This window comes from Ktedonobacter sp. SOSP1-85 (assembly GCF_016587415.1).
In the GTDB taxonomy this organism is placed as follows: Bacteria; Chloroflexota; Ktedonobacteria; order Ktedonobacterales; family Ktedonobacteraceae; genus Ktedonobacter.
The window spans coordinates 437072-464041 of the sequence record NZ_BNJI01000001.1 but is presented as its reverse complement, the minus strand read 5'-3'; the positions used below and the strand labels follow the sequence as shown (position 1 = coordinate 464041).

Here is a 26970-nt window from a genome sequence, read left to right as displayed (position 1 = left end):
AGCAATCGTCACAACCTGGTGGGCCAGACAAGGACAAGATGACTGGAAAGCGTTTTGACCGTCCAGAACACCTCAAGATGTTGGATCTTGCCCGGCCTGGAGACGTTATCGTCGTGTGGCGGCTGGATCGCCTGGGACGAAGCCTGAAAGAGCTCATCGAAACCGTGACGGACCTAGCCGTGCGTGGCATTGAGTTGAAAAGTTTGAAGGAGAACATCGACACCACCACGCCCACTGGCAAATTCATGTTTCACATCATGGCGGCGCTGACCGAGTTTGAACGCGATCTGATCAGCGAACGGACCCAGGCCGGACTGGAGGCGGCCAGAGCCCGTGGGCGCAAGGGCGGTCGGCCAGCCGTCACCAGGAAGATGAGCGTGGCCAACCTTGAACGCGCGAAGGAGTTGTATGCCAGTCAGACGATGAGCGTCGCTGAAATTATGAAACGGACAGGGTTTCGCAGTCGGACCACGTTTTATAAGTACGTTGTCAATGGAGACAGATAACGAACTGGCTCTTGCCAGATGCACGCGGATCTGCGCTTCCTGTACGTTCCAGAAAAACGTCTCACTGCGGCGTGCCAAAAGCTTGAGTTGAATAGCTGGAGCATGTATCTTCCTGAGAGGAGTGAGATCATTAAAGTCGAAATCTGTTGTGGAGGTGCGGTTCCTCTTCTTACGAGACTCGCTCGATTCTGCACGCCCCCATCTCCGAATGCACCAATGAACCTTCCCTGGAGCACGCATTGAGAGAGAACCGCGACCATCCTGTCTCACATGGAGAGGCAGGCATGTTCACGCCTGCCCTTCTTCCTGGCCGTGTTGGTGTTTCCGCTGCTCGAGATACTCAAGCATCGACTGGCACCAGGCAAGATAATTGTGCTCATACCCAATGATGTACTGGAACAACACATCCATCCCCTCGAAAAAATCGGCTTTCTCGTGCTTGGCACTGATCGCAAGCTGTTTCGACTGGAGCGCCTGTTCGTAAAATTCAAGCTTCTCCTGGTGGAGTTGAGCCTGTTCGCGGAATCGCTCTTCCATGCGCTCGGGATCAGCAAGCCAGAGGCTGTAGGCTTTCAAGAAAAACTCATCGTATAAGAAGACCAGAGGGGTAGGAGACTCGACCCATTGCCGCAGTGCGGCTCGGCCTTCCTCAGTCAGCTCATACACCTTTTTGTCTGGCCGTACGGCTTGCTGCTCGACGATGTGATAGCGGACTAGTCCCTTCCGCTCAAGACTGGCCAGTGCCGGATATATTTGCGTATGGCTGATTGGCCCAAAGGGGACGACACGCTGTTTCAGGACGCTTGCCAGATCATATCCCGACATCGGGTGACGTGCCAACATGCCGAGTAACTTATACTCCAGGGTCGTCATGGGGTTCCTCTCTTTTCTTCCACGAGCCATATGTAAGACATTGGCATATGTCATTCCCTATGATATCTTCCTATATGTAAGCACTTGACATATGTCACTGCCATTATTATTCTAGCAGAACACCTCGTCCTGTGGCAAGCAGAGCGAGATGAATGGAGAATCTTTTATGACTTTCCAAAACGAGAGCGCGAACGAACGCCATGTAAGCCAGGCAGGTACGCTGACCCTGGGCGACCTCACGATCAACCGGCTTGGTTTCGGTGCCATGCGTCTGTCCGCCAATGGTTTCCAGGGTCCACCCCGCGACCCCGAGGCTGGCTGTGCCGTCCTGCGCCGTGCCGTCGAACTCGGCGTCAACCACATCGACACCGCCGCCTTCTACCAAAGCCTCGACGGCTCTGTCCGTGCCAATACGCTGATCCGTGAGGCGCTTTCCCCATATCCGCCTGATCTGGTCATCGCCACCAAGGTCGGCCCAGTCCCCGGTCCCAATGGCCCAGTTCCGGCGACCGCCGCCGGCCTGCGTGCTCAGGTTGAAGACAACCTCAAGGCGCTGGGTCTCTCTCGCCTTGACCTAGTGTACCTGCGCATCGGCTTCATGGAACCCCCACACGGTGAGTCCCTCGCCGAACAATTCGAGGTACTCGCCGCGCTGCGCGAGGAGGGTCTGATCCGCCACCTCGGCCTCAGCAACGTGGACTCTGCTCACCTCACCGAGGCTCGCACGATTGCCCCCGTCGTAGCCGTCCAGAACCACTTCCATATCGCCAAGCGCGACGAAGTGGTCGTCCTGGATGCCTGCACAGCCAATGGTATCGCCTTCGCTCCTTTCTTCCCCCTGGGCGGCGGCAGAACGGACCTCAACAACGAACGCCTGGCCAGAGTTGCCACCCGGCACGCCGCTACCGTCTCGCAGATCGCCCTGGCCTGGCTCCTGGCGCTCTCACCGGTCACCATAGCCATCCCCGGCACTGGCTCTCTTGCCCACCTGGAGGAGAACATCGCTACCGGTTCCATCGCCCTCACCCCGCAGGATCTCGCAGATTTACACGTCACAGAAGGAGAACCGAAATAAACGAAACGCATCCGATCGCGGCCCTTTCACAAAGCTCAATTTCAGGGCCACATTGGACATCCACCAAATTTAGCAAGCATATATTGATGGATGCCTTAGTGAAACACGTCCTCGGCCTGATGTTCTACGGCATGTCGGATCTTGGAGAGATTCTCGAACAAAACCGAATGCGAGACACTCGTCATGGATGGAACGGAAGAAATCGCAAAGGTCAGGCGCAAAAGTTCTTTGATGCCCTAAAATGCCTCAAGCACTACATGTTGTTTGATACCGCACAGTCGCATTGCCAAATGGGAGCTTACTCCACTGCGTCAGAGTATGTGTTCGATTGGCTCGACAAACGACTTTGATGGTATTAAGTGTCATGCTACATCTACTGCATTCGATATTTGGGCGAACGCAAGCTCAAGGATGGCTTCTCTGTTTCGCCCTTTCAACATAAGGAAAAAGAATATGAAAAAAGAAAACGGATATATTGAATCAACAGCCAGCCATGGACCCATCCAAGCCGCAGCAGCCCTCTCTCCAGGATATACAGCGTTATGTCCAAAAGTGGGGCGATGAACCGCTAGTTGTTCACGAAGTGCAGAGTAATGTCTACTGGGTAGACGGAGCCGGCGGAAATTCCGGCATAGTGGTTGGCTAGAGTGGAGCAGGCGATGACTGTGAACACTCCCGCGCCGCCTACTGGAGGTCTTCGGTTCCCGAGTTTCGCCTCGGTCGATTACCACCAGCTCACGAAGAAATAGGCGCGCAGGATTGGGCGGGGCTAAGTCTGGATCTACGTCTCCCTGGTCAAGGGTGAACCGGCGTTCCCTGACCCCTCGGAATTGGCGCGAAGCCGAGACGCTCAGGATCGGTTGTGGCGCGAAAGCGCAGCCATGATCGGCAGCGAATAAAGGACAGGAATATGAAAATCGCAATCATTGGCGCAACCCATGGCATTGGTTTGGCTATGGCGCAAGCGGTGCTGGCAGATAGCCATGAGGTCTCTGCGCTCGCCCGTATACCAGACCGCATGCCAATGAGCCACGTACGCCTGTGTATCGTCGCAGGAGATGCCCAGGAGCCCGATGCGATCGCGAAGGTGGTGGAGGGGCAAGATGTCGTCTGTGATTGCCTGGGCACTACCAGAGTAATGCAAACGATAACCCTGTCTCCCGTTGCGCGGAGAACCTTTCGAAAGCGCTCAAGTCTGAACAATTGCTCATCGCCGTTACCGGTATCGGCTCCGGCGATAGCAGAGGACACGATTTCCCTTCTCTCACGTAGAGGTACAATGTTGAGCGAGAGATTCCAAGAGAACCAGGTCCTTCCTTTTCCATCTTCCGCTACGTCTGTGTCATATATAGATAGGAGGAACACAAAGTCGGAAGAGGAACGTTGCTCAACAGGGCGAAAAAAAACTATCCGTTTCCTCTGACAGAAAGGATCTTTTTTGTGCCGCAACAATCTCTTGCATTTTTGTTACCCAATGCGTATACTCCTAGGAAAAGAGAAGACCTTGGGTAACAAAAACCAATGAGGAGAGTATGCCAAAAGCCGCCCCATACCATCTGACCTGGCATGTAGAACATGAGAACTATGAAGTGTACGACCAGAGAGAGAGACCCATCCTCACGATCACCCCTGGAGAACCTGGGTGGTTTACCTGGCTCGATACGATTGCCTCCTTCGCCTTTCGCGGGAGGCAGGGACAACTGACGGTGCGGAAGGAGTCCAGGCAATGGGGCCATGGGTATTGGTACGCTTACAACCGCGTCGGTCCCAAGCTGATGAAGAGATATCTGGGACGGACAGCAGACCTCACGCTCATACATCTGGAGGAGATGGCAGCTCAGCTCAGTGGTGATGTGACCTTCCCACCTGATGACGTTTCTGGCGAGACGCTCTCCGATGAACGGGAACAGAACCCATGGGCAAGCGACGTGAGCGTGGATGGATCAACCATGCAAGCTGTGGAAACGGAGGCCAATCGTCTCCTGCCTTCCGAGTTGCCTACACAGCCCGCGCTCTTGTTCTCTACCAGGCTTCAGGTGCCGCGTCCAAGAGTCCGGTTGGTGTCGCGCACCCGTCTCGTTGAGCAACTCCAACAGGGGAGGGAACGCGGACTCACCCTCATTTCTGCACCCGCTGGCTTCGGCAAAACGACCCTGCTTGCCCAATGGCTTGCCGACCATAAGCATCTCCCGCCCATGTCTGTCGCCTGGCTTTCCCTGGAGGCGCAAGACAATGATTCTACCTGTTTTCTCTCCTCCCTGATCGCTGCCTTGCAGACCGTTAATCGGCGTCTGGGTGCGAACGCCCTCGCCCTGCTCCAAACAGGGGAACCTCTGTCACCAGAAACAGTGATGACCTTGCTGGTCAATGACCTGACGCACTACGCAAGAGAGGATATTACCCTTGTGCTCGATGATTACCACGTCATCGAAGCTCCGTCCATTCATTGTGCCCTTGCCACGCTCGTCGAGCACCTGCCCACTAGGCTGCATCTCATCCTTGCTACGAGAGCAGACCCCCCCTTGCCGCTCTCCCGCCTCCGGGCGCATGGGCATATCCTGGAAGTGCGTGCTGCTGCCCTTCGCTTCTCCCTGGAAGAAAGCAGTTCATTTCTCCAGTCCACGATGGACCTCTCGCTCTCCGAAGAGTCCATCACGACCCTCCAGAACCGCACCGAGGGATGGATCGCAGGCCTCCAACTGGCTGCTCTTGCGCTGGCGGGGCATCCTGATCCCTCTGCCTTTCTCTCGGCCTTCAACGGCAGTCATCGTTTCGTGCTTGACTATCTCAGCGAAGAAGTACTCTTACGGCAACCTGCTTCGATACAGTCGTTCCTCCTACACACGGCGATTCTTGAGCGCCTCTCTGCTCCGCTCTGTGATGCCGTCACGGGTGAGCCTGCAAGTCAGGCGATACTGGAAACGCTGGAGCGAGCGAACCTGTTTGTGGTCTCACTGGACGAGAAGCGAGAGTGGTACCGCTATCATCACCTCTTTGCCGAGGCCCTCACCAATCGCCTCAAGCTTACGATGCCCAATATGGTACCTGAATTGCATCGCCGCGCCAGCATCTGGTACGAGGAGCATGCATTCGTGATCGAGGCTGTACACCATGCGCTGGCTGCTCACGATGATGAGCGTATGGCTCGCTTGCTTGAACGTGATGCCATAGCTATCGAGCTGAACGGTCAGTATCAGACCGTTCTCAACTGGATGAGGAGACTTCCCGAAGAGATGATCCGTACGCGCCCAATGCTCTCTCTTATTCGTGCGATCGGACTCATCTTTGCCAGACAATTTGAGCAGGCTGAGGCGTGCCTGCGTGATGCTGAAGTCAGCCGATCTTTCGACCACCCTGACGAACACGTACAGATGATTCTAGGTGGGATAGCGTACTGTCGTACGGAACTAAGCAGCCTCTCCTCCAATGATCTGGCGGGCAGCGTCACAATGGCACGTCGGGCGCTCTCCCTGTTGCCACAGACGCGAGGTGCGGCTCCTCTGCGTGCCGGGGCGCTCATGTACGTGGCTCGTGCCTATCAACTCAGCGGAGATGTCACCTCTCCAAACGAACAGTCTGTGTTGACTGCAATGGCGCTGGTGCCTACCATCGGTCCTCTTGGACGTTTACGCATCACGCATCAACTGGCACGCTTGAGAGGGCTACAAGGTCGGCTCAGCGAGGCTCTTGCCATCTATGAACAACTGCTGCCGGTGGCCGAGGAGTTTCGCGCCTCAGGTGCCAGTGCCTTTTATTATCTCAATTGGAGTCATCTTCTGCGCGAACACAACCAGTTGGAAGCGGCTGAGCGCATCCTGGCAAAAGGGATGGAGGCGATGAGGATGGGGATCTTTCTTGAACCCATTACCGCCCTGCTTGGATACGCAACGCAGGCCCGCTTACAGCAGGCACGAGGAGAGTTCAGTCAAGCTCGTGCTACCATAGAAGAACTGGTTCAATTGACTGAGCACGATTGCTTCCCATCCCCTCTCAGAGCGCTGGCAACAGCAGTACGGGCGCAGCTCCTGTTAGCACAGAGCGATCTGGAGCGTGCCGTTGCCTGGGCGAATGCATCTGGCCTATCTACCGAAGACGAGGTAAGCTACCCACGTGAGATGGAATACCTGATCCTGGCCCGAATCCGCATTGAAGAGGGACGCAACGACCCGACAGGGCCGCTGCTGGGCAATGTTCTGCGCTTGCTCTCTCGCCTCCTCGAAGACGCGGAGGCGAAAGCACGCATGGGCAGTGTGTTGGAAATCCTCATCCTGAAGGCGTTGGCTCTCCATGCAAGGCGAGATCAATCAGGCGCCCTCACCACACTGGGGCGTGCCCTTGCACAGGCCGCGGGAGAGGGTTATATTCGCCTCTTCATTGACGAGGGGACACCGTTGCTCACCTTATTGCGCCAGGCTCAGGAACGTGGCATTGCGCCTGACTACGTTGCCACGCTGCTTTCCTCCTTCGGGGCAACGGCTCTCGACTTACAACCTCCATACCTGGGAGAACTTGCCGAACCCCTCACACGGCGCGAACGCGAGGTGTTGCAACTCTTAGCTTCGGGAGCCTCCAATGGCGAGATTGCTCGTCGCCTCGTCGTGAGTCTGGGCACCGTCAAAAAGTACGTCTCGAACATTACCGGGAAACTAGGGGTGCAGAACCGTACCCAGGCAGTCATTCGCGCTCAAACACTCCACCTCCTCTAGCATAGCCTCGCAGCAGGTGGGGCGGTATAGTAGAGGCAGCGGCTCAGCCCTGCCTGTGCTCTACCACAAAACCAACCCTCATTATCCACTTTAGTCTCCTGCCTCCCAACCACTCCCTACTCTATACTCAGCACAGATCACGAAAACACGCCGCGACAGAGATAGCACGGCGAAGGAGCGCACTGCGATGACCATCTACGAATTGCATGTCCAGGGACATCTTGATCAGCATTGGTCTGCCTGGTTTGAGGACTTGACGATCACGTATCAAGAAGACCACACCGTGCTGCGTGGTCCTCTGGCAGATGAGGCCGCTTTGCATGGAGTGCTGATCAAAGTACGCGACCTGGCTTTACCCCTGCTGGCACTGAAACGGGAAGACCAGGACGTTTCGAGTCAGCCCTGAAGAAGCCTACACATCCATTCCACCAAAGTAATCTCGAAAGGAGCATATATCATGACACCCTCTTCCTCTACACTGTCTTCCCATGAAGATGCCGTCCTCACCAGTCTGAGTGCATCGGAGCTTGCTTGCCATATTGCTGAGGGTCGCCTTTCCTCGCAGGAGGTCATTGAAGCGCATATTCGCCGTATCGAAGCGGTCAATCCACGTCTGAACGCCGTCGTCGTATCACTCTTTGAACAGGCGCGTGCCTCGGCACGCAAAGCTGATAGCCTGCTTGCGCAAGGAACACTCGTTGGCCCTCTCCATGGCGTGCCCATCACCCTCAAAGAGCAATTTATGGTCTCTGGAACCCCAACAACGGTTGGTATTCTGCATCAGAAATCTCGGCTCGTGGAGCAGGAAGGTCCCCTCGTGAAGCGGCTTCGTCAGGCCGGAGCTATTATTCTAGGAAAGACGAATGTTTCCCAACTGCTGATGTATCACGAATCTGATAACCCGGTCTATGGCCGGACGAATAATCCCTGGAACCTGGCCCGTACCCCTGGCGGAAGCAGTGGGGGTGAGGCCGCCATTCTTGCCGCTGGCGGCTCTCCTCTTGGCCTGGGAGGCGATTTCGGTGGCAGTATTCGTGTGCCCGCACATTTCTGTGGTCTGTATAGCTTGCTTCCCACAGCCAGAAGATTGACCCATCACGATACCGCTCCCCATGCCTACGTTGGTGGGCAGGAAGGCATTATCGCTCAGCCTGCTCCCATTGCCCGCAGCGTTGAGGATCTGCGCCTGGCAATGAACATTCTAACGGCTCCTGGCTTGAACGCTGTTGATCCATTAGTGCCGCCTGTTCCCTGGCCCGATCCCACTGCCGTCTCTCTTACAGGTCTGCGTATCGGCATGTATACCGATAATGGCGTTTTTTCGGTAGCTCCGGCTGTACGTCGTGCGGTGGAGGAGGCGGCGCAGGCCTTGCGCGCACGTGGTGCTATCGTTGAGTCCTGGAACCCGCCCAATGTGGCGGAAGCGGTCCGGCTCTATGTTGGATTGGTGGGTGCGGATGGTTTTGCGACCTATAAGCGCAATCTCGCAGGAGATCCCCGTGATCGCCGCATCAGCTTCAATATGCGGGTGAGCAGCCTGCCTGGGATCGTTCGTGCGCCATTGGTAGGCCTGCTCAGGCGAAGTGGACAGGCTCACATGGCGTCTTCGTTGCAGTCTATTCGTGGAGCGTTGTCGGTCGATCAGTACTGGCATCTGGTAGAAGAGCGCAATCAGTATCGCGAGCGCTTCCTTGCCGCGCTTAATGCTGACCATTTTGATGCTCTTCTCTGCCCGCCCCATGCGCTTCCAGCCCTGACACATGGCAGTAGTGGCACTTTAAATCCGACCAATGCTGGCAGCTATGCCATCCTCTACAATTTGCTAGGTCTGCCTGCTGGCGTGGCACCCGTTACCCGCGTTTACCCAGGTGAGGAGAGCGAGCGCAGCGTTGGGAAAGATAGCGTTGAGCGTGTAGCCCGTACCGTTGAGATGGGCAGCGCAGGTCTGCCAGTAGGCGTGCAGGTGGTAGCTCGCTCCTGGAGAGAGGATATCGTCTTAGCGCTGATGGCCGCACTGGAAGAGCATACAGGTCCATGCATGCCCGTTTCGGGAGATGCTCTACTATCTTAGATAGTGTTTTTTTGAAAAGAAAGAGAAGTTTATGTTTTCGGAAAAGGAACGTGCATTTCTTCAAAGCCAGACATTGGCGAGGTTTGCAACCGTGGCGGTAAATGGTCAACCTGACGTTGACGCGGTAGGCTTTGGATTTGATGGGGAGCGCTTCTACATTAGCGGCTATGCCTTAGAGCGCTCACGCAAGTATAAAAATGTCACCTCCGGACACACCCTCGTCTCGCTCATCATTGATGACCTGCCATCACTTGAGCCACTGGTGCCACGTGCGATCAAGGTTCATGGGGAGGCTGAGATTGTCACCCTTGAGCAAGGGTATCGAGGCCCCGGCACCTACATAGTCATTACGCCGAAAGTCTCCTGGAGCTGGGGCGTTGATGCACCGGCCTTTCAAGATGGGCAGTTTGTCACAAAGAAAATCACCTGGCCATAGAAGCAATGAAAAGGATTTTTTGATGAAAACAACAGTTCACATCATCCACTGGATAAGTAACATTGCGGGCGCAGGAGCGCTGGTGTTGGGACTTTTGCACTGGTTTGCCAATATAAGCTTTCTTTCTGCACATATGTGGTTCGGTCTTGTTGTCACGTTGGCTCTGCTTGCCTTGAGTATCGTATTGCTCTTGACCAGAGGAATGAGGGTAGCTGGAGCACTGGGCATCATCTACGCGATGATCATACCTCTCTTTGGGATGAATCAATTTCTGCTTCTCATTGGCGATTGGCACTGGCTCGTTCGGGTGGCGCACTTGCTGGTAAGCGCAGGTGCGATGGGGTTTGTTGGTATCATGAGTGCGCGCTATCTCAAGCTCAAGCAGGCCGAGGGAAAAGATGCACCTCAGATGTCTGCCCCCCAGACCGTGAGATAATGAATGCACTCCCAACACACATGCAGATAGCTGCGTTGGGAGTGCATTGCATCCTTTTTGCGAAAACGCGCAGAACTGGTTATGCCCGTGATGATGAAACTCCAGATGGAATGTGGAGTTTCATCTGGAATCCCACTAAACGAACGGTTTTGACACTCAGCAGTTTCATTATCACAATAAACCGCTGAGTATCGTAGCAGATCGAGAATCATCTGTTTTAGGAATGAGAGGACACGCCGCGATCTTCCGTGGGTGCCTCCCGTGCCTCTTGACCTTCCTGTTCTGGAAGCCGCAATGGTCGGAGATTGTCGAGGGAACGGGCCGATTAATGGCTAAAACTGTATTGCCCGATGAGATTGATATGTTTCCATCCCAGCAGTGTGATATGGGGGAGATACTCTTCAGGTACTACTTCGCCCCGCTTTTTCAGTTCTTCGACCACCTGGGACAAGTAGGGGTTTGCCCATAGTTGGAACAGAAAGTTGGAATAGGAATCTAGCCCAAAGAGGCTCCTTCATAGCGGTACTTGGGACAAAAGAGTAAGCAAGTCCATAACACGCTCTTGCCACCGATCTAGACTGTGTCCTCTCTCAGAATCCTCCGCGTAGAATTACCATAAGGTGCTCAGGAAAATGAGTAGAGTGCCGTGTTCTGCCACAGCAGATCACATTGTTCAGCAACATGCCAGCGTTCAATTTGCTCCAAATGGGATGGTCTCAGCTCCCATGCGCTTCATCCAAATGATCCGTGCCCGAACCAAAGAAAAGCGCATGGTGTTGAAGGGTGAATGGTTCATCCTCGGAGCCATTTCAGTTTGTCCTTGATCTGTTCACGACTGACCTGGGTATAGCCGAAGGTTGTTTGAATAGCCAGAGTCCCTTTCCTGGTCACATGACCCAAATAATAGGCCACTTCCTCCAGGCTCCAACCGGCCTCCCGCGCACGATGAGTAAAGTCATGGCGCAAATCATGAAAAGTCAGATCCGCGATATGCTCCCATTGCTCCCTGGTCGCACGCGCTTTTAGATTGCGAAACCAGTGATGGATTCTTTCTTCAGTCAACCGCACGTTTCGCTGGGAAGGAAAAACGTAGAGACGGTCTGGATCGTGTGTGGCTTGCAGGTACTCGTAGAGGGGTTTGCGTGCCTCGTTCACCAGGTCGATTCGCGCCATTTGCCGCCTTTATGACCGACGTGTATCCAGCCCACCTTCGGACTAACATGTGTATGGGTCATTTCCAGCCAGGACACGTCGCTGACCCGGCAGCCAGCCTAATATCCCAAGGCAAAGAGCGCAGCTCCGCGCCGATCAGCCTCCTGCTCGACCAGGGAACGGAGAATGAAGCGCTGATCTTCTGAGAGTTGGCGAGGCGCGAGCACTGGCATTGCTGACGAATCAATGCCAGTGCGTGGTTTTTTCGACAGGACCCCTTTCTCTTCAATCAACCACCGGGCAAAGGTGCTGAGCGCTGATTTGACCCGCGCACGATGTGCGATGCTCAAACTCTCGCGCTCCAGTACTGCCAGATACATCTCAACCGCTGTCTTCGTGAGATGATGGGGTTGAAACGGTCCACCATTGTCCGGTCGCGCGGCGATCCAGATCATGACCTGGCGAACAGTGCACAGATACGCCTCAATGGTTCCTTCGGCTTTTTTTGGCCAGAAAGAAGGCATATTCCCGCAACAGCGCTTCATTGATCCCTTGATGGGAGTCTGTGTCAGAGAATGGAAGCATGGTCATTTCGCCTCCCAAAATGTTTTGTTCCGAGTTTTTGGCGGCTCATTTGTTTGCAGCGCTGTCGTGTGGGGAGAGAATGCACGCAGGGTTCCTCTCCTTTTGTCTAACGAGTCATCGCTCGACTCGGAACGAAAGAACGGTTCTGTTCACACTTTTTCGTTCCGAGTTTGGCGCGCAGTTCCACCTGACTCCGTGAGGAAATGTTCTGTTGTGGGAAGCTCTCTTCCCCCTCAACAGACAGAGAACGACCGAGGTCTTCCTCTCTCAAGCTCGAATTTCTTTCCTATCGTCAATATATGCTTATAGGAATATAATGATGGCGTTCGCTTTGTGCAGGCAGGCGGATATATATCTGATCGTTGTCCTGGATCAGGGGACAGCAGACGCTGCTTCCTGTATCCATCATTCACACGGAAAGTTATCAAAAGGAAGGATCTTCAATGGTCAGCGCAGCAACCTACAGTTCTATCATGCTCGGCAACATTCGCATAACCTATCTGCCCGATGGATATATTCTCTTCAATCCAATGGCCTTATTCCCGACAGCCACCGCAGCGGACTGGCAGCCCTATCAACACCTGCTCGACAGCAACGGTCAGCTTGTTGGCAGTCTCGGCGCCTATCTGCTCCAGACGCCAGAGCATGCGATAGTAGTTGACAATGGATTCGGCCCCCAATCCTTTGAGAGCGACCGCTTCAATGCTTATGGAGGCGAACTCCTCTCAAATCTTGAGCGTGCGGGACTCGAACCTGCCGATATCGACACCGTTTTCTTCACACACATGCACTCGGATCATGTAGGCTGGACCGGGCACAAGGTCAATGGCAAACTGGTCCATACTTTCCCAAACGCACGCTATCTGGTACGGAGCGCTGAGTGGCACCGTTTCGACAATCAGCCAGCGCTCAGAGCCAGCATAGCCGACGCGCTCAATCTGCTGGAGCATCGTATCGAGTTTGTCGAGGAAGGAGAGTATATCGCGCCTGAAGTGAGGGTTCTCGCCACTCCAGGGCATACTGCCGGTCATGCTTCGTTACTGGTGACAGCAGGCGAGGAACGGGCCATTATTCTCGGCGATATCTTCCATAGCGCTCTACAGATCGAGTATCCCGAATGGACCAACACCTTCGACCGTGATCCTGAACAGGCAAAGGTCATGCGCAGGCGGTTGCTTCACGAACTTGCACAGCCCTCAACAACAGGGGGCGCTACTCACGTCGCCGATTCGGTCTTCATTTCGCTCGGCTGACTCCTGCACGGGATGCATTTGCGTACTTTCAATACTGGAAAGGACTTTATCATGCCTACCCTCAATCTTTCCATCAACGAATTGCTGACCACCACCTGAGCCGTGCGCAAGCGGCAGGCGTGGGAGTGTAGACCTCTGCCAGGTCTTTGCCCGAAAGTATCTGCTTGAAGCGAGGATAGGCGGTCCGCTCAATTGCCGTCATAGGTTGTACACTTCCACACATAGCCGTATCAACGAGACACAGCCATTGATTTCTGCTGCTATACAGTAGCAGAAAAGCAACGTGCAATCCGATAGGAAAGATGTCTACTAACGTTCCCAAGATGCCTTAGAGACCTCGCCACGACGTTGGTAAAAAGGTCGTGCAGTATCCCGTTGCAAAAAGACCTGCTCAATCCCGCGCTGTCTGGTATCCGCTTTACTTGCTACATAACGCCCTTCTCCCTGAATACAACCTGGCTCCAAAGGAAACGTAGTACTCAACAGATGTTGTAATGTTAGGTAGCATAAGTGCACGCTTTCCTTGGCGAGGAGAAGATGCCGAGACGTATATCTTACCGGTTACAATGGTTCGCGCCGAACCAGGAATACGCCGTCTTTCACGATGGGAGGCTGCTCATTCCCCACGTCAAGCCAGTTGGTTCGCACTGGTTTGACTGGCTTGAGACCATCTCCTCTTTCTCCTTTCAGAGTCGCTATGGAGGAAGTTGTACAGTTCGGAAAGAGACGGTGCAGCGAGGAGGAACCTACTGGTATGCCTACCGGCGCAAGGAACGGCGCATGGTGAAACGCTACCTTGCTCGTAGCACTGACCTGACGCTTGCGCGTTTAGAGATGATTACCGCTGCCCTCAATGATGCCGAAGTGCTCTCCGGGTCCTATCGTTTCGCCGATGTGGAGGAGTACCCCCAGGAGGGCGCAGAGGAAACACGCGCCACGCTCTCGCCTGAGCCCTCTCCCCCTTTTCAAATGCTCCTTACAACCAGGCTACTCATTCCTCGCCTGCCGGTGCAGCATGTCTCGCGCCCTCGCCTGCTCACACTCTTACAACAGGGCATCCAGAAGCCACTGACGTTAGTCTCGGCCCCCGCAGGCTCCGGCAAGACAACACTGCTGGCGGAATGGGCCTCTACCACAAACCTCCCGGTGACCTGGATCTCGCTCGAACCAACGGATAACGACCCGTTGGCTTTTCTTTCCTATTTTAAGGCCGCCATGGCAAGTCTGGATACATCTATTGACTGCGCCATGCGGGCATATCAATGCAACGACGTGCAGGACATCAAGAGAGTGCTCACCGGTATTCTCAACGATCTCACATACCTGCTGAAGCAAGATGCAGTCGTGATTCTAGACGACTATCATGTTTTGACAGCGAACACCATTCATTCCCTGCTGCATTTTCTGCTTGATCATCTCCCCCCTCACTTACATCTGATCATCGGAACACGTGTTGATCCTCCTTTGCACCTGGCGCGCTTACGGGCGCGGGGCCAGTTAAGCGAAGTACGCACTGAAGCGTTGCGCTTTGTCTCAGGTGAGGTCGAAGCTCTCGTACGTACCATGGGACTTGCGCTCTCTAGTGAGGCAACGAGCTTATTGGAACAACGCACGGAAGGCTGGATTGCTGGCGTGCAGCTGTTATCGCTCGCTCTCCGTGCACAACCCGATGCGACGGCCTTTCTACGGACATTTCGCGGCACGCATCGCTTTTTCCTCGATTATGTGAGTGAAGAGGTGCTGACGCAGCAGACACCCGAAACGCAACGCTTTCTGCTATTGACCTCCATTCTAGATCGAATGATGGGGCCGCTCTGTGACGCGGTCACGGAACTACCCGGCCCCTGCGGGCAAACCCGACTTGAGGCGCTACTGAGGGCCAATCTCTTTATAAGCGCGCTGGATGACACGCAAACCTGGTATCGTTACCATCCGCTCTTCGCAAGCGCCCTACGCGCCCGGCTTCAAAAGCTCGAACCAGAGTTGATCCCGCGACTTTATCAACGCGCAAGCTACTGGTACGAGCAGCAGCAGAGCATTGAAGAGGCGTGCGATTACGCTTTTCTGGCTGGCGATCTACCGCGCGCAGCGCGCCTGGTCGCGCGGATTTTGCCTCATATGGTGGAACAGGGACGCTTCGAACGACTCAAGTACTGGTTATACCAGCTTCCACCAGACCTGATAGCCACCTCGCCTCAACTCTATATCACTCTGCCCTGGCTCCATGCGCTGAGTAAACGCACGCCCGAACACACTGAACAGGCGCTCCAAAGCATGGAACAGTATGTGCAAGAACAGCAGCAGAGCGAGGCTGCCTCCTGGGCCGAGCCGCAGAGCGTCCTTACCCTCTTCCGAGCGCTTACTGCGTTATCGCAAAGCAACCCTTTACAAGCATTCAACCTTGTACGCGAGGCACTGCGCAACCTGACTTCACATGAAACTGACTTGAGCCTGCTGCTCAGGCGCTTTCTCCAGATCATTCTCAGCCTTACCTATGGCGCTCGCGGCGATCTGGTGGCAGCTGAACACATACTGCTCGACCTCAGTGTCTCACAATCAGCGGAATCGCTCTCACTCATACACATAGCGGCAACGTTCCTGCTGGGCGAATTACGCAAAGCCCAGAGCCAGTTACGCAAAGCAGGAACACTGTATGATGGTATCTTTCAGACATTCGGAGCACGGCAGGATCTTCCGTCTACGCCTCTGCTCCTGGTGGGGTTCACGCTGATGCGTAGAGCCTGCTTGCTGTACGAGTGGAACCGTTTGCCAGAAGCCGCGAGCGCGATACAACAGGTCGTAGAGGTCATTCCACACGCGATACTGGAGATCATACCGTCTCCGACTCAGAGTCCTCTGTTCGCATTCGGTCTCTGGGTACAGGCGCGTATTGAACTGACGCAGGGACAGCCACAGGCTGCCAGGCATTTTCTGGAACTGGTACACAAGCGGCCAGAAATATTCCCTCAAGGCAAGGAACGGTCACCGGTAGATGTGCCCACGCTCGCCGCGCGTCTCGCCCTCGCCTGCGATCAGGTGGAAGAGGCCGAGTATTGGATAGGCACCTGCGGGATACGCTATGATGACGCCCCCGTTACGCTTTTGGAAAGCCGACAGATGTTGGCGTATCTGACACTTGCGCGTATCTTGATCGTGCGTGGACGTACCCAAAGAACGGGAACAACGCTCTCACAGGCCCTGGTCTTGCTCGAAAACTGGCGCGACTGTGCGTCGCGCCTGGGCTTTCATGGCTGGTTGATTGAGGTTCAGGTGCTCACAGCGCTCGCCCTGCAAGCACAGGGCAAAACAAGGCAGGCGCTTGTCACGCTCGGTCCCGTTCTGGCCCAGGCAGAGCGGGAGGGGTATATACGGCTTTTCGCCGATGAAGGCCAGCCAATGGCGCGTTTGCTCGCGCAGGTCTCCGCATATACCACGGCCTCGCCCGGTTATATCCAGCAACTTCAGGCCACCATCCCTTTCACACACCGGATGGCTCTCGGTTCAACACAGCCAGAAGCATCGCAATCGCTCATAGAGCCTTTGAGTGCTCGCGAAGTGGAAGTGCTCTCGCTCCTGGCCACTGGCGCGTCCAATCAGCAGATCGCAGACCACCTGGTAATCAGCCTCAATACAGCCAAGCGCCACGTCAAACACATCCTGGCAAAGCTCTCTGTAACGAACCGGACGCAGGCAGTTGCGCGCGCCCGCGCACTCCACCTGCTTGAATGAAGCCCAGAATACCCCCTGGTAATGCTCACAAAGGGGCATGGCTGTTTCTTCCAACTGCGCTATGCTATGTAGCGACAACGATCAAACGATCGCTTGACAACGCAACGTATCGGAAGGAGTTACCCGATGTCTCGAATTAGCTTGCAAGAGTTCCAGTCACAGGAAACAAAGCGAGACCTCCATGTCTTCTATACACAACTACGCTCTATGGAACCACTTCACTATGTGGAGGATTTGAATTTTTGGTTGACGACTACCTATGAGGATGCGCTGTTTGTTCTGAAGGATCCTCGCTTTACCAAGGACAGGCGCAAGATCTCAACGCAGCAGCATGAGCAGGACCCTCTAATCGCCAGCATCTTCCAGAATATGCTCACGGTTGATCCGCCCGACCATTCACGTCTGCGCCGCCTAGTGTCAAAGGCTTTCACCCCTCGCATGATTGAGCAATTGCGCCCGCGCATCCAGCAGATTACCGATGAGTTGTTGGACGCGGTACAGGAACGGGGAAGTATGGATGTTATTACCGAATTTGCCTATCCATTGCCCATCACGGTCATCTCCGAAATGCTGGGTATTCCCGTCTCAGACCGGGCTTCTTTTCGCACCTGGACCCAGGCTATCGTCAATCAGCGAGAAGACACCCGAACTGCGCTAGAGGCCTTTCTGCACTATATTCAGTCCCTTTTGGCGGCAAAGCGCGCTCATCCAGGCAATGACCTTGTGAGTCGCCTGGTGCAGGTAAGGGAGAACGAGGACCAGTTGAGCGAGGCCGAACTGGTGTCGATGGTCTTCTTGCTCATTGTCGCTGGACACGAGACGACGGTCAATCTGCTTGGCAATGGCACGCTCGCCCTCTTACAACATCCCGATCAGATGAACCTGCTTCGGGCCGACCCTTCCTTGCTTCCGGCGGCCGTTGAGGAACTGTTGCGTTACACAGCCCCGGTAAGTCTCTCTGATGAGCGCTGGGCAAGCGAAGATATCCCATTGCATGGCAAGGTGATCCGCAAAGGAGAGCAGGTGATGGCTGCTTTGATTTCCGCGAATGCCGATACGCAACAGTTCTCAGATCCCACCGAACTGGACATCACCCGCCAGGAGAACCAACATCTGGCCTTTGGCAAAGGCATCCATTATTGCTTAGGCGCGCCGCTGGCACGCCTGGAAGGACAGATAGCCTTCGGTACGCTGCTCCAACGCCTGCCCGACCTGCGTCTGGCGATTCAACCGAACCAACTCACCTGGAACAATAATCCCATGCTGCACGGTCTTACAAGCCTGCCAGTGGTATTCCAGACAAGCGACCAGGTCTACAGCACGCAGGACGCACCCGCGTAAATCTTGTGCGTATGCCTTCATAGTTTCCCTCCTGGCAAAAGACAGTGCAACACGATAGGCTTGAGCCCGCCGCAAGCCATGCCATGCGAATGGCGTTGGTTTCGCGATCCCGTTGAATCTCGTCAAAACCGATGTAGCTTAGATCCTCTAGCAGGCAAGTTAAAAGCATTCGGATACGATCATGCAGAGAGGCAGGCGAAAAGGGTTTTCTTCCGCTTGCCTCTCTTGATGTTTGTTGTGCCTTGAACTTGTGCTTTCTCAGTGAAGAGGGCGGCGAGAGATCAATGTACGTTGTAGTCCGTCAGGAGCACGTAGCCTGCTATGTGGCTATTATCCAGGTACTGTAAGTTGGCGTAATTCATAACATTACTTCCAGAGGGGACAGAAAACGAACCACTGTAGGAACAATACGGGCCTGAAGCCGAATTGTACGGTGGGTAGAATCGATACGATGTTTCATTAATGTAGTTGCCATTGATGTACCACTGGTTCCACATGAGCAAGTCAAATGGCTGATGCGGTGGGACCGTGACGCAATCATGATCAGACACTTTTCCCAGATAGGCCCCACTTCCACAAGCACGGAACGATAACAATGAGACGTCCCATCGATAGCCGTTAATAGTTTGAATGGTTTCAGCATCTGTCGCCCAATAGGTACAACTAGCAGGTTGGTGTGTGTGTGCAGAGACAGCGCCAACCATAAAAACGGCGCTCAGTAAACCTGCGAGGATGATTGTGGTGAGTAATCTTCTCATCGTGGCCCTTTCTTTGGGTGTAAATTCGTTTTGGAACTCCTGGATAGCAAGAGCTTTTTGTAGTTTCATCCTCAGCTCCATGCCGGGTGTGCGGCTGCGACGCATGGTTTCTTTGCGTTGAAGCTGGTGGCTCTGTATAATTACGCTGGCGAGCAGGCAACCTGTACAAAGGAGCATTTGGAGCCGAAATGGCCCATAGGCAGCGAAAAGATTTCCTTTTGTACTTTCGATCCGAGGGTATCGTTCCGGCAGATCGTCATTTACGCTTATAATACGCCTTCTGTGCCACATGATATGGTTCAGACTGCCGCCGTGTCGAGAATGGCAGGGATGACTCTCGCGCCACGCGATCAATGGCGCAAGCGGGAAAACAATCTCACTGCCATCCTGGAACACTGTCCTTATTCTATGAGTGCGGAATGTTTTGGGTCATTTTTGTTCCCTGTTAAGGCTTTAACTCAGGGCTATTTACCACTCCCCCAGAAATCGTTTTGCCATTATAGACTCCAGTCACCGAAACGTAGGTGTGGAAGCTATCTGAAGAGAAGGTGGCTGCAAAAGGGCCATTATAGCCCACATAAACGCCATCTGCCCTGGCATCAGATAAGCAACCATCTGTTTGGCTCCAGGGAGTGTCTCTAGCTGTATCATCCCTGATACTGATGGTAACAGAGCATGAACTCCATAAAGATGGGGTCTGGGCTGTAAACGTAATATAGGTATTACTGACTATATTGCTGAAGGAGCCACTAATACATGATTTGTAAGTGAATTGAGACGTGCTAGGACCATAAGTGAACCAGCCACTACAGCCACCACCGGACCAATGGGGTTGTACCTTGCTTTTGTGAGCGATAGGTGCCGGGGATTTCGAGATAGAAGCTGCATGGGTCTGTGGTGTCGATGCCGAAAAGGCGAAGACACTCAGGAGCAGCGCGAGAGCGAAGATGAGGAGGAATTTGGTGGCACGAGACAGTTTCGCTTTGTACATCTTATCTTCTGAGCTCGACTTTGTACAAAATTTTCTTTGGCCAACGAGTGCCTTGAGGCTCTCCCCATCGAAAAGAGCTTCTGAAGAGCCCTGGGAAGCCTGCAGCAGGGAAAACGCGGGACCAGTTGCCTTTTTCAACGTCACCTGCACCAGCCTGATGTGGAAAAAGTCGACGAGCAGAGAAGCACTCTGTATTCCGTATCATACACAGACGGCTTGAGAGGCCTGCTGATACATTCACTGTCGGAAGCTGACCTCGGCGGGACTTGCAAAAATTGTACAAAGTCGAGCTTAGTACTACAGTGACAGTTACAAGATGAGAAGGAGAAGCGATCGGCCTGGGAAGCCGAGTGGCGCTTTGCCTTTGCAAACAGATGAAAGCGCTCCAGAAGCCATCTCAAATGCTAACTGTCACTGTAGTATTAGAGATTGTTTGTAAATGTCACTTTTTTGCTAAGCGTCGGACCATCAAGCGGGTCATGGCAATATACATCATGGCTTCGCTGCTTTCTGTCAGGGTTTCATAATCTTTACTCAAGCGACGACATTGGGTGATCCAGGCAAAGGTTCGTTTGACCACCCAACGCCTGGGTAGGACAACAAACCCTTTCTGATCGTCGCATCCCTATCCATCAATCCTGGAAACAATTCAACATCTCCATCAATCAGACGGTATTTTCTCCCAGGAAGATCCCAATGAATCCGACTACGAGAGAAACGCTCTAGCCCATGAAGAGCCGCCTCATGGTGTTTTCGCTGCACCACAAACTCTGCATTGGTGAACTCGCTATGATAGCCGATATGGCCTCGATCATAATGGGTACAGACAACCATTATCATCTTTGAGCATTGTTATGGCGTCATCATTAAACTCTACTGAACACTCTATGCCTATACTTGCTGCGAGAAAAAGGTCTTGAAATGTCTTTTGGCTTAGGTTACGGTTAATTACAGGAGGATGCGAGAGACCAACTTGTGGCGAGAGAAAAGGACATAGGCCTAAAATACAAAAATTTTGTATTTTAGTGATAGAGGCGCAAACAAAGTTTGTTCTTGTAAACACATTGATTGCTGATTTTCACACTCTTTGCGGTTGGCACTTTTGCGCTCACACAAAAAACTCTACTGTGATATAGGCCATAGCAAAAGGAAGAGCTTTTGGGTATTCTTTTGTTGTACATGTTGGGATCAAGCGGTGTCGAGTCACGTGGCTGCCCATCTCGCCGCCTGTAGTGTATTAAGGAGTGTCATGATGACTACCTCTCCATTCGAGAATACCAATAACCCCTTTGGACAGGGGGGTCTCCCTCCAACCAATTCTTCTCGTGTACGCTTGTATGTGCGGCCAATGGTGCTGCTCGTCCTCATGGGCGTGATAGGTGTCTTGCTCTTTGAAGGATTGCTGGGGTTTCCTGGCCTCTTCTTCTGGTTCATCGGTGGCGACCTGATGCAGCTCTGGTTCCTTGTACTGGTGGTGCTGGGATTGCTCTATCGAGGGTCCCTCGCTCGTCTGTGGAGAAGAGGGGCGGAAAAAAGAGGAATGCTGATGAGGCGCTATCAGGCATTCTCCCCTGAGTATCCTGCTGGTAAATGGCCTGCTTTGGCGCAAGAGCGTTCCTCAGGCAAGTTCATCCAGGGACTTCTTCACGTGCCCCTGGTGCTGTTGGTGGTATTTCTGGTGTATTACTTCTTTATTGTTGGCTATACCTTTCACGCTGGATCTCATCCAACGGTCACTGGCGATTGTAACGGGGGAACGATCACCGTCCAGGGAAAGGCGGGTAGCGAGATGATTTCCCTAAAAGCAGGGCTGCTGACGATTGAGGGCTCTGGGAACTACGATAGCTCAAATCATGTGCTCAATATCAATAGTAACCTGTGTGGTTTTACGCTGGAGGTGCCTGCAACCACAAACCTGCATCTTTCCGGCAATGATGCAACGATCTCGGTCAGAGGGGTCGCAGGGAAGATAGAGCTTGACAATAACGCGGGCGATATCACTATTGATGGGAGCGCCCTGCTGGCAGGATCGGTTGTCAGCAATAACGCCGGGAAAATCACGATCAGCAATTCGTGTCTTATGCCCGGGGTGAAGGTAGGAAGCAATGACAGCCCTATCACTCGTAGTCAGGTGAAACCCTGCAACTGAACAGGGAGGCAATGGGGCTTGCGATGAGTGGCAACATCTCTTCTCGCAGCGCATGATGGACTCGCCGGAACCGCTGAAGGTCTTCAATGACTTCTGGACCATGGCGTATGGCGCCATGGAATAGGCAATAGGCGATGGATAGCGGCGGGAGAAGAGATAGATTGTAAAGGCAGTTTGTGCTCACACTATGTATAGCGATCAGGAAATGGATATCGGATGTGATGCGATTCCATTCTCTGGGAGCGCTAGACATTCCTGTGGTTTTGGAGGGTTCGTATACAAAGGTATGCCGTTTTCCATGGGCGTCTCCAATCTTTTTATTCCGGGTGAGCACTGCGTGTATGTGGCTCCTTCTCTGATTGTCCATTATATCGATGTCCATGAGTACACTCCTCCTCAACCATTCTGCCAGGCGTTCTTAACGTGTCCTCCCATGCGCTCTCCTGCCTATTTTTGAGCACTTCTCGCAAGTGACGGAGGCCGCTCTTTAGTGAGATTATCTCGTCGCTAAGCAGCACTACAGATACGTTGCTCCCCTTCTTATGAACGATCACTTGTTTCTGGACCACGGGTTTGTTCTGTCAGAATAGCTTGACCGATTCGTCAGTTCCGCGTCTTTGTTTCTTTCTTTATCTCCCACCTTTACACAAAACTCGGCATGGCATCGCGGGCTTGAGCCCTTGCCTTTCTAGAGCGCAGAAATATATACTCTCATGAAGACGGCTTTGGGGAACAAAAAAGAATGAGAGGAGCGATGCCAAAGACAGCCCGCTTCACGCTTCTATGGTCAGCAGAACAGGACCTTTATCTGCTTTACGAACATGACCATCCTTTGCTTGAGGCCGATAGCGCCTCCTGGTTTACCTGGCTGACCACACATACCTCCTTCTCTTTTCGTGGAAGAAATGGTCATTTTAATCTGCTAAAAGAAGCGCGGAAAAAGAGCAGCGAAGCATACTGGTATGCCTATCAACGGCAAGGGAAACGTATCGCAAAGCGCTATGTGGGTCGCAGCATCGAATTATTTGTCACACGTCTAGAAGAGATCGAGAGCGCATTTCAGAAGATACAAATCCTTGAGACGAGTACCTGGCATGGACGAGAAGGGATGCTCAAAGAAGCAGTTGAGCAGAATCTGCGAGCACAGGACGCAGAACACGCAGCTGCCCTGATCGACTGCTATGTGACCGGGCGAGGCTTCGATGATATGCAGGATCTCTCCACGTTGCGGAACTGGCTGGGACAACTGTCTGATGACATTCTCTCCCAGTACCCGCTGCTCTGTCTTCACTACGCGCAAGTACTCTCAGTGAGCGCTGAACCAGAACAGCCGCCGGTTGGCATCCTTGAGCAGATAGAGACGCTGTTGCAGATGGCTGATTCGTGTTGGCGCGCTGAAGGGAATCTCCCTCGACTCGGAGAAGTCTACGCCTTTCGCGCTTACCTTGCGATGCGGCAGGGCATGCAAGAACAGGCTGTTGCCTATGCCAGTCAGGCGTTACGATGGCTACCATTCCTGGAGTCCCAGCATTGGCGCGGCGTTTGCCTCAACCTTCTGGGGTCAAGAGCCGTGTCGTGTGGGCAACTCACCCAGGCTACAGAACTCTTGCGAGAGGCCCTCACCATCTGGACAAACTTGCATCATTCACATGGTGCACGCAGTTGTCTGCTGCTGTTGGCAATGGTCTATGGTGAGCAAGGAGTGTTACAACACGCGGCAGCTTGCTATCGTCGCGTGATCCAGGAAGCCAGGGAGGTAGGAGATCGCGAGGATCTCATCCCGGCCTTGCTCGGACTGGCGCAAACCTTATGTATGTGGAGGGATATGGAGACGGCGGAACAGGTCGCTCAGGAGGCATGGGACGCGAGCGAGCAGTGGCAAAATGAGGAATTGTTGCAGCGCTCAACGTCTATTCTGCTACAGATATGGTCTCTCGGGGGATCCAAATCCCTTGTCCGGCAGCGCCTCACCGCGCTACAGGCGCGCTTCTCCGCTCATCCAGAACGCTTTGCATCTCTCCAGCCGCTTTTACTACAAACTCTTGGGCTGGATCGAGAAGCTCCACAATACGCGATAACAAGCCTTGAGCCCCTTTCGCGACAGGAACAACGTGTCTTACGTCTCCTCGTGGCTGAACTTTCCTATGCAGAGATTGCGCGCGAACTGGTTGTTTCGATCAATACCGTGAAAACGCAGGTGAGCAGCATTTATCGTAAACTTAACGTGCATAGCCGCCGAGAAGCGCGAGCTCTTGCTCAGGATCTCCGCCTTTTTTCAACAGAGAGCCACGAGAACGCCAAAAATCACGAGCGAAGGTGATGCGCTTTCACCCTTCCGCGCTCTATACTGCCTATCCAGACGGACGTATCACCTATGTTTGGAGGAAGTACAATGAGCGATAGTGCAACGAAACACGACGAGGATGTACCGGTCCTGATTGTTGGGGGAAGTGTGGTTGGTCTTTCAATGGCACTCTTTCTGGCATGGCATGGCATCCCTGCATTACTTGTTGAGCGACACACCACGACATCAATCCATGCGCGAGCGGGCGGCTTCAATGCGCGCACAATGGAGCTTTTTCGCCAGGTTGGCATTGAGTCTGCCATCTTTGCACAAGAAACGCCGCCAGAACACCTTGGCGAAATGGGTTTGCGCGTGGAAAGCTTGACGGGGAAGGTGCTCGACGCTACTGAGGCAACCGCGCACCAGCGGGCAAGCATCATTAATCCATTCGCGAGTCCCACGCGGACAGCGATGATCGGGCAGGATAAACTGGAGCCGATAGTGCGTATGCGGGCGACTGCCGCAGGCAGTGATATCCGCTTTGGCACGGAACTGGTGCATTTTGAACAACAGGTGGGAGGCATTACCGCTCTGATCCGCGACCGAGCTACCGGGCAGGAGAGCCGTATCCATGCACACTACCTGGTGGCGGCAGACGGCAATAGAAGTGCTATCCGGCAACAGCTTGGCATTGGCTCCTATGGTTATGGCATACTTGGACAATGGGTTAGCATCCTGTTTCAAATGGATCTGAGCGAGGTGCTTCAGGGACGAAAGGTGACGCTCTGTTTTGTCAATAACGCCACAGTTGATGGCATTCTTGGACAATCTGGAGCATCGAGAGATCGCTGGGCACTGTTCGCCAATCTCAAACCCAGGCCCGGCGAACGTCTCGACGCACCATCAGAAGCATATTGCCTTGACCTCGTACGCGCGGCGATTGGCATCGCCGACCAGCCCGTGAAGATTGTGAGCACGCTTTCCTGGGAAATTGCTTCACGCGTTGCAGAACGCTATCAACAGAACCGTGTCTTTCTGGTCGGGGATGCAGCGCATGTGATGACGACGATGGGAGCATTTGGGGCCAACACCGGTATTGCCGATGCCCACAATCTGGCCTGGAAGCTGGCACGCGTGCTCAAAAAACAGGCGCACGAGCATCTCCTGTTCACTTACGGTCAGGAGCGGCAACCCGCTGCGGATCTCGCCGTGAGTGTTTCCACCGGGTTATATGCCTATCGTCTGCCACACCATGAGCAGAGAGAAGCCATCGCGCGGAGTGCTCAGGAGATGCTGATGCGTGTCCGCAAGAGCCCTGATGCGCCTCAACCAACTGCCTTCAGTGTGATCTCTGGCTATCGATATCGTTCCGCTGCCGTTTCTCATGAGAATGGTGATGATGTGATTTTTGAAAATGAGCCGTCGGGACGCCCTGGAACGCGTGCTCCCCATGTCTGGTTACGCCACAATGGCGAGCAGAGATCCATCCTTGATCTCTATGGACGCAATTTTGTCTTGCTGACAGGGCCCAATGGACAGTGCTGGCTGGAGATGTTTGCAAAGGTGGCAAGCAGGTTGGGATTATCTATGGATTTGTACAGGATTGGGGACGATCAGCCGTATAGCGATGGCGAGGGCAGCTTTCTTGCAAGCTATGGGATAAGCGACTCAGGTGCTGTGTTAGTCAGACCTGATGGCTTTCTCGCCTGGCGTGCTCAAAACGCCGCGACCCTACCAGTTGGGTCTGATGACATTTTTACTGGTCTATCACGGTTGCTCGGATATGTTCCCCACCACTAGAAAATATAATCCTTTTGCCATTGGGAGATCAGGCCAGCCACCTGAGAACTCCCCGTGCGAAAGCAACGGGAGATGGAAGCCCCACACGTTGTCATCGTTTGGTTTGACGAAAATGAGACAATGCCTGCCTTTCCCTGCTTCGGAGGGAGCGATAGCACTCACGTGCATCCCTAGCACATCTTTGTAGGAATGAATGGTCGCGTCCAGATCCGCTGTGATTAATGCAATGTGATGAATACCATGCCAAGGAAGCTGAAATGTTTGCTCTGCTAGAGACATGCTTCTTTTGATCCTTCTTTCTTTTTCTATACGATGTATAAAGGCACACACGCAGGGCGGGGATCAGGAATGAGGTGCCCTCGCATCGCCCGCTGTTTAGCTCGGGCAAGAAACGCCGTTGGCGCGCAGCCTGCCCATGTCTTGAATTCATGGATGATATGGGCTTGATCTTGATAGCCAAGGTGGGAAGCGACGTCAGCGAGAGAAGAGGCGGGCTCTTGTATCAATGAGGTAAGCAACGCCTCGAAGCGGAGGAGACGTGCGAACACCTTGGGCGATACGCCTATGCGCTGCTGAAATCGTCGCTCAAATTGGCGTAATGAGAGACCACAGTCAGCGGCGAGTGCACTCATACGGATTTGACCTTGTGTGTTGTAAAGCAGCTCGAGTGCAGTTCGCAGAAAAGTCAAATCAGCAAGAGTCCAGCGCATTCGCGCGGCGTTAAATTGCTGCGAGGAAAGGATTTGTCTGGCAGAAGAACTGCGGCGTATCGTTCCCTCCAATGTGAGGGCAAGGCGGAGCCAGATGCCATCACGTGGGAACAAT

The 26970-nt window shown here is 53.7% G+C and carries 23 protein-coding genes and 1 pseudogene; 15 read left to right on the top strand and 9 right to left on the bottom strand.

From position 1 onward, the window contains the following. Nucleotides 1-38 precede the first annotated feature (38 nt). Nucleotides 39-506 (top strand): recombinase family protein, encoded by a 468-nt coding sequence (locus tag KTE_RS02220; RefSeq protein WP_201378049.1) that lies wholly within the window; start codon nt 39-41, stop codon nt 504-506. Nucleotides 507-794: 288 nt separating this feature from the next. Here the strand turns inward: KTE_RS02220 and KTE_RS02215 are convergent, their stop codons facing one another. Continuing rightward, nucleotides 795-1379, bottom strand: coding sequence for a PadR family transcriptional regulator (locus tag KTE_RS02215; protein WP_201378047.1), 585 nt, complete (start codon nt 1377-1379; stop codon nt 795-797). A gap of 148 nt (nt 1380-1527) precedes the next feature. Here KTE_RS02215 and KTE_RS02210 point away from each other — a divergent pair, with 148 nt between their 5' ends. The 8 genes from KTE_RS02210 to KTE_RS02170 all read left to right on the top strand — a co-directional run bounded on the left by KTE_RS02210 (nt 1528) and on the right by KTE_RS02170 (nt 10103). Then, complete coding sequence (locus tag KTE_RS02210; protein ID WP_201378045.1) at nt 1528-2454, top strand: oxidoreductase; 927 nt, start codon at nt 1528-1530, stop codon at nt 2452-2454. Nucleotides 2455-2929: 475 nt separating this feature from the next. Beyond that, nucleotides 2930-3100, top strand: a complete 171-nt coding sequence (locus KTE_RS02200) for a hypothetical protein (protein ID WP_201378042.1) — start codon at nt 2930-2932, stop codon at nt 3098-3100. Nucleotides 3101-3364: 264 nt separating this feature from the next. After that, nucleotides 3365-3877, top strand: a complete 513-nt coding sequence (locus KTE_RS49415; RefSeq protein WP_201378040.1) for an NAD(P)H-binding protein — start codon at nt 3365-3367, stop codon at nt 3875-3877. Between the two features lie 109 nt (nt 3878-3986). Beyond that, the gene (locus KTE_RS02190; protein ID WP_201378038.1) at nt 3987-7160 is read left to right on the top strand and encodes a LuxR C-terminal-related transcriptional regulator; all 3174 of its coding nucleotides are present in this window, start codon (nt 3987-3989) and stop codon (nt 7158-7160) included. 187 nt (nt 7161-7347) lie between these two features. Then, nucleotides 7348-7566 (top strand): hypothetical protein, encoded by a 219-nt coding sequence (locus KTE_RS02185; RefSeq protein ID WP_201374027.1) that lies wholly within the window; start codon nt 7348-7350, stop codon nt 7564-7566. A gap of 51 nt (nt 7567-7617) precedes the next feature. After that, on the top strand, nt 7618-9231 hold the full coding sequence (locus tag KTE_RS02180) for an amidase (protein ID WP_201378037.1): 1614 nt from the start codon (nt 7618-7620) through the stop codon (nt 9229-9231). Between the two features lie 31 nt (nt 9232-9262). Then, nucleotides 9263-9667 carry a PPOX class F420-dependent oxidoreductase gene (locus KTE_RS02175; protein ID WP_201378036.1) on the top strand — a complete coding sequence of 135 codons (405 nt, stop codon included), beginning with the start codon at nt 9263-9265 and terminating at the stop codon, nt 9665-9667. A gap of 22 nt (nt 9668-9689) precedes the next feature. Continuing rightward, a complete protein-coding gene (locus tag KTE_RS02170; RefSeq protein ID WP_201378031.1) occupies nt 9690-10103 on the top strand; it encodes a hypothetical protein in 414 nt (137 codons plus the stop codon). 325 nt (nt 10104-10428) lie between these two features. Here the strand turns inward: KTE_RS02170 and KTE_RS49410 are convergent, their stop codons facing one another. The 3 genes from KTE_RS49410 to KTE_RS02155 all read right to left on the bottom strand — a co-directional run bounded on the left by KTE_RS49410 (nt 10429) and on the right by KTE_RS02155 (nt 11779). Beyond that, nucleotides 10429-10581: a Tn3 family transposase gene (locus tag KTE_RS49410; protein WP_374226794.1), complete on the bottom strand. Its 153-nt coding sequence runs from the start codon at nt 10579-10581 to the stop codon at nt 10429-10431. A gap of 314 nt (nt 10582-10895) precedes the next feature. Next, nucleotides 10896-11276, bottom strand: coding sequence for a tyrosine-type recombinase/integrase (locus tag KTE_RS02160; protein ID WP_201378026.1), 381 nt, complete (start codon nt 11274-11276; stop codon nt 10896-10898). A 98-nt stretch (nt 11277-11374) separates the two neighbouring features. After that, entirely contained in the window at nt 11375-11779 is a 405-nt protein-coding gene (locus tag KTE_RS02155) for a phage integrase N-terminal SAM-like domain-containing protein (RefSeq protein WP_201378022.1), read from the bottom strand. A gap of 504 nt (nt 11780-12283) precedes the next feature. Here KTE_RS02155 and KTE_RS02150 point away from each other — a divergent pair. Continuing rightward, a complete protein-coding gene (locus KTE_RS02150) occupies nt 12284-13093 on the top strand; it encodes an MBL fold metallo-hydrolase (protein ID WP_201378020.1) in 810 nt (269 codons plus the stop codon). A 73-nt stretch (nt 13094-13166) separates the two neighbouring features. Here KTE_RS02150 and KTE_RS48755 read toward each other — a convergent pair whose 3' ends face one another. Then, nucleotides 13167-13295 (bottom strand): hypothetical protein, encoded by a 129-nt coding sequence (locus KTE_RS48755; RefSeq protein ID WP_255552802.1) that lies wholly within the window; start codon nt 13293-13295, stop codon nt 13167-13169. 335 nt (nt 13296-13630) lie between these two features. Between KTE_RS48755 and KTE_RS02145 the strand changes: the two genes are divergently transcribed. Continuing rightward, the gene (locus KTE_RS02145) at nt 13631-16822 is read left to right on the top strand and encodes a LuxR C-terminal-related transcriptional regulator (protein ID WP_201378018.1); all 3192 of its coding nucleotides are present in this window, start codon (nt 13631-13633) and stop codon (nt 16820-16822) included. 126 nt (nt 16823-16948) lie between these two features. Next, nucleotides 16949-18163 carry a cytochrome P450 gene (locus KTE_RS02140; RefSeq protein WP_201378016.1) on the top strand — a complete coding sequence of 405 codons (1215 nt, stop codon included), beginning with the start codon at nt 16949-16951 and terminating at the stop codon, nt 18161-18163. A 281-nt stretch (nt 18164-18444) separates the two neighbouring features. Here KTE_RS02140 and KTE_RS02135 read toward each other — a convergent pair whose 3' ends face one another. Beyond that, complete coding sequence (locus KTE_RS02135; RefSeq protein WP_201378014.1) at nt 18445-18990, bottom strand: hypothetical protein; 546 nt, start codon at nt 18988-18990, stop codon at nt 18445-18447. Nucleotides 18991-20354: 1364 nt separating this feature from the next. Then, a pseudogene (locus KTE_RS02130) lies at nt 20355-20531 on the bottom strand (transposase); the annotation flags it as partial. Nucleotides 20532-21161: 630 nt separating this feature from the next. On the opposite strand from KTE_RS02130, the gene KTE_RS02125 reads away from it, so the two are divergent. The 3 genes from KTE_RS02125 to KTE_RS02115 all read left to right on the top strand — a co-directional run bounded on the left by KTE_RS02125 (nt 21162) and on the right by KTE_RS02115 (nt 26145). Further along, nucleotides 21162-22061, top strand: a complete 900-nt coding sequence (locus tag KTE_RS02125; RefSeq protein ID WP_201378012.1) for a hypothetical protein — start codon at nt 21162-21164, stop codon at nt 22059-22061. Nucleotides 22062-22815: 754 nt separating this feature from the next. Beyond that, entirely contained in the window at nt 22816-24381 is a 1566-nt protein-coding gene (locus KTE_RS47240) for a LuxR C-terminal-related transcriptional regulator (RefSeq protein ID WP_236600242.1), read from the top strand. Nucleotides 24382-24453: 72 nt separating this feature from the next. Then, on the top strand, nt 24454-26145 hold the full coding sequence (locus KTE_RS02115; protein ID WP_201378010.1) for an FAD-dependent monooxygenase: 1692 nt from the start codon (nt 24454-24456) through the stop codon (nt 26143-26145). Here the strand turns inward: KTE_RS02115 and KTE_RS49405 are convergent. Together KTE_RS49405 and KTE_RS02105 are read right to left on the bottom strand one after the other, a co-directional pair. Beyond that, the gene (locus KTE_RS49405; protein WP_201378008.1) at nt 26113-26424 is read right to left on the bottom strand and encodes a VOC family protein; all 312 of its coding nucleotides are present in this window, start codon (nt 26422-26424) and stop codon (nt 26113-26115) included. The genes KTE_RS02115 and KTE_RS49405 overlap by 33 nt on opposite strands. 26 nt (nt 26425-26450) lie before the next feature. Continuing rightward, a complete protein-coding gene (locus tag KTE_RS02105) occupies nt 26451-26855 on the bottom strand; it encodes a helix-turn-helix domain-containing protein (protein WP_255552966.1) in 405 nt (134 codons plus the stop codon). Nucleotides 26856-26970: the final 115 nt, after the last annotated feature.

Bases quoted from the DNA above. Each gene is read 5' to 3' on its own strand.
- KTE_RS02185 (WP_201374027.1), top strand. From the start codon at position 7,348: ATGACCATCTACGAATTGCATGTCCAGGGACATCTTGATCAGCATTGG.
- KTE_RS49415 (WP_201378040.1), top strand. From the start codon at position 3,365: ATGAAAATCGCAATCATTGGCGCAACCCATGGCATTGGTTTGGCTATG.
- KTE_RS02220 (WP_201378049.1), top strand. From the start codon at position 39: ATGACTGGAAAGCGTTTTGACCGTCCAGAACACCTCAAGATGTTGGAT.
- KTE_RS02125 (WP_201378012.1), top strand. From the start codon at position 21,162: ATGATGACTACCTCTCCATTCGAGAATACCAATAACCCCTTTGGACAG.
- KTE_RS02145 (WP_201378018.1), top strand. From the start codon at position 13,631: ATGCCGAGACGTATATCTTACCGGTTACAATGGTTCGCGCCGAACCAG.
- KTE_RS02180 (WP_201378037.1), top strand. From the start codon at position 7,618: ATGACACCCTCTTCCTCTACACTGTCTTCCCATGAAGATGCCGTCCTC.
- KTE_RS02175 (WP_201378036.1), top strand. From the start codon at position 9,263: ATGTTTTCGGAAAAGGAACGTGCATTTCTTCAAAGCCAGACATTGGCG.
- KTE_RS02105 (WP_255552966.1), bottom strand. From the start codon at position 26,855: ATGCGCTGGACTCTTGCTGATTTGACTTTTCTGCGAACTGCACTCGAG.
- KTE_RS48755 (WP_255552802.1), bottom strand. From the start codon at position 13,295: ATGACGGCAATTGAGCGGACCGCCTATCCTCGCTTCAAGCAGATACTT.
- KTE_RS02170 (WP_201378031.1), top strand. From the start codon at position 9,690: ATGAAAACAACAGTTCACATCATCCACTGGATAAGTAACATTGCGGGC.
- KTE_RS02160 (WP_201378026.1), bottom strand. From the start codon at position 11,276: ATGGCGCGAATCGACCTGGTGAACGAGGCACGCAAACCCCTCTACGAG.
- KTE_RS02210 (WP_201378045.1), top strand. From the start codon at position 1,528: ATGAATGGAGAATCTTTTATGACTTTCCAAAACGAGAGCGCGAACGAA.
- KTE_RS49405 (WP_201378008.1), bottom strand. From the start codon at position 26,424: ATGTCTCTAGCAGAGCAAACATTTCAGCTTCCTTGGCATGGTATTCAT.
- KTE_RS02140 (WP_201378016.1), top strand. From the start codon at position 16,949: ATGTCTCGAATTAGCTTGCAAGAGTTCCAGTCACAGGAAACAAAGCGA.
- KTE_RS47240 (WP_236600242.1), top strand. From the start codon at position 22,816: ATGCCAAAGACAGCCCGCTTCACGCTTCTATGGTCAGCAGAACAGGAC.
- KTE_RS02215 (WP_201378047.1), bottom strand. From the start codon at position 1,379: ATGACGACCCTGGAGTATAAGTTACTCGGCATGTTGGCACGTCACCCG.
- KTE_RS02150 (WP_201378020.1), top strand. From the start codon at position 12,284: ATGGTCAGCGCAGCAACCTACAGTTCTATCATGCTCGGCAACATTCGC.
- KTE_RS02155 (WP_201378022.1), bottom strand. From the start codon at position 11,779: ATGCCTTCTTTCTGGCCAAAAAAAGCCGAAGGAACCATTGAGGCGTAT.
- KTE_RS02190 (WP_201378038.1), top strand. From the start codon at position 3,987: ATGCCAAAAGCCGCCCCATACCATCTGACCTGGCATGTAGAACATGAG.
- KTE_RS02115 (WP_201378010.1), top strand. From the start codon at position 24,454: ATGAGCGATAGTGCAACGAAACACGACGAGGATGTACCGGTCCTGATT.
- KTE_RS02135 (WP_201378014.1), bottom strand. From the start codon at position 18,990: ATGAAACTACAAAAAGCTCTTGCTATCCAGGAGTTCCAAAACGAATTT.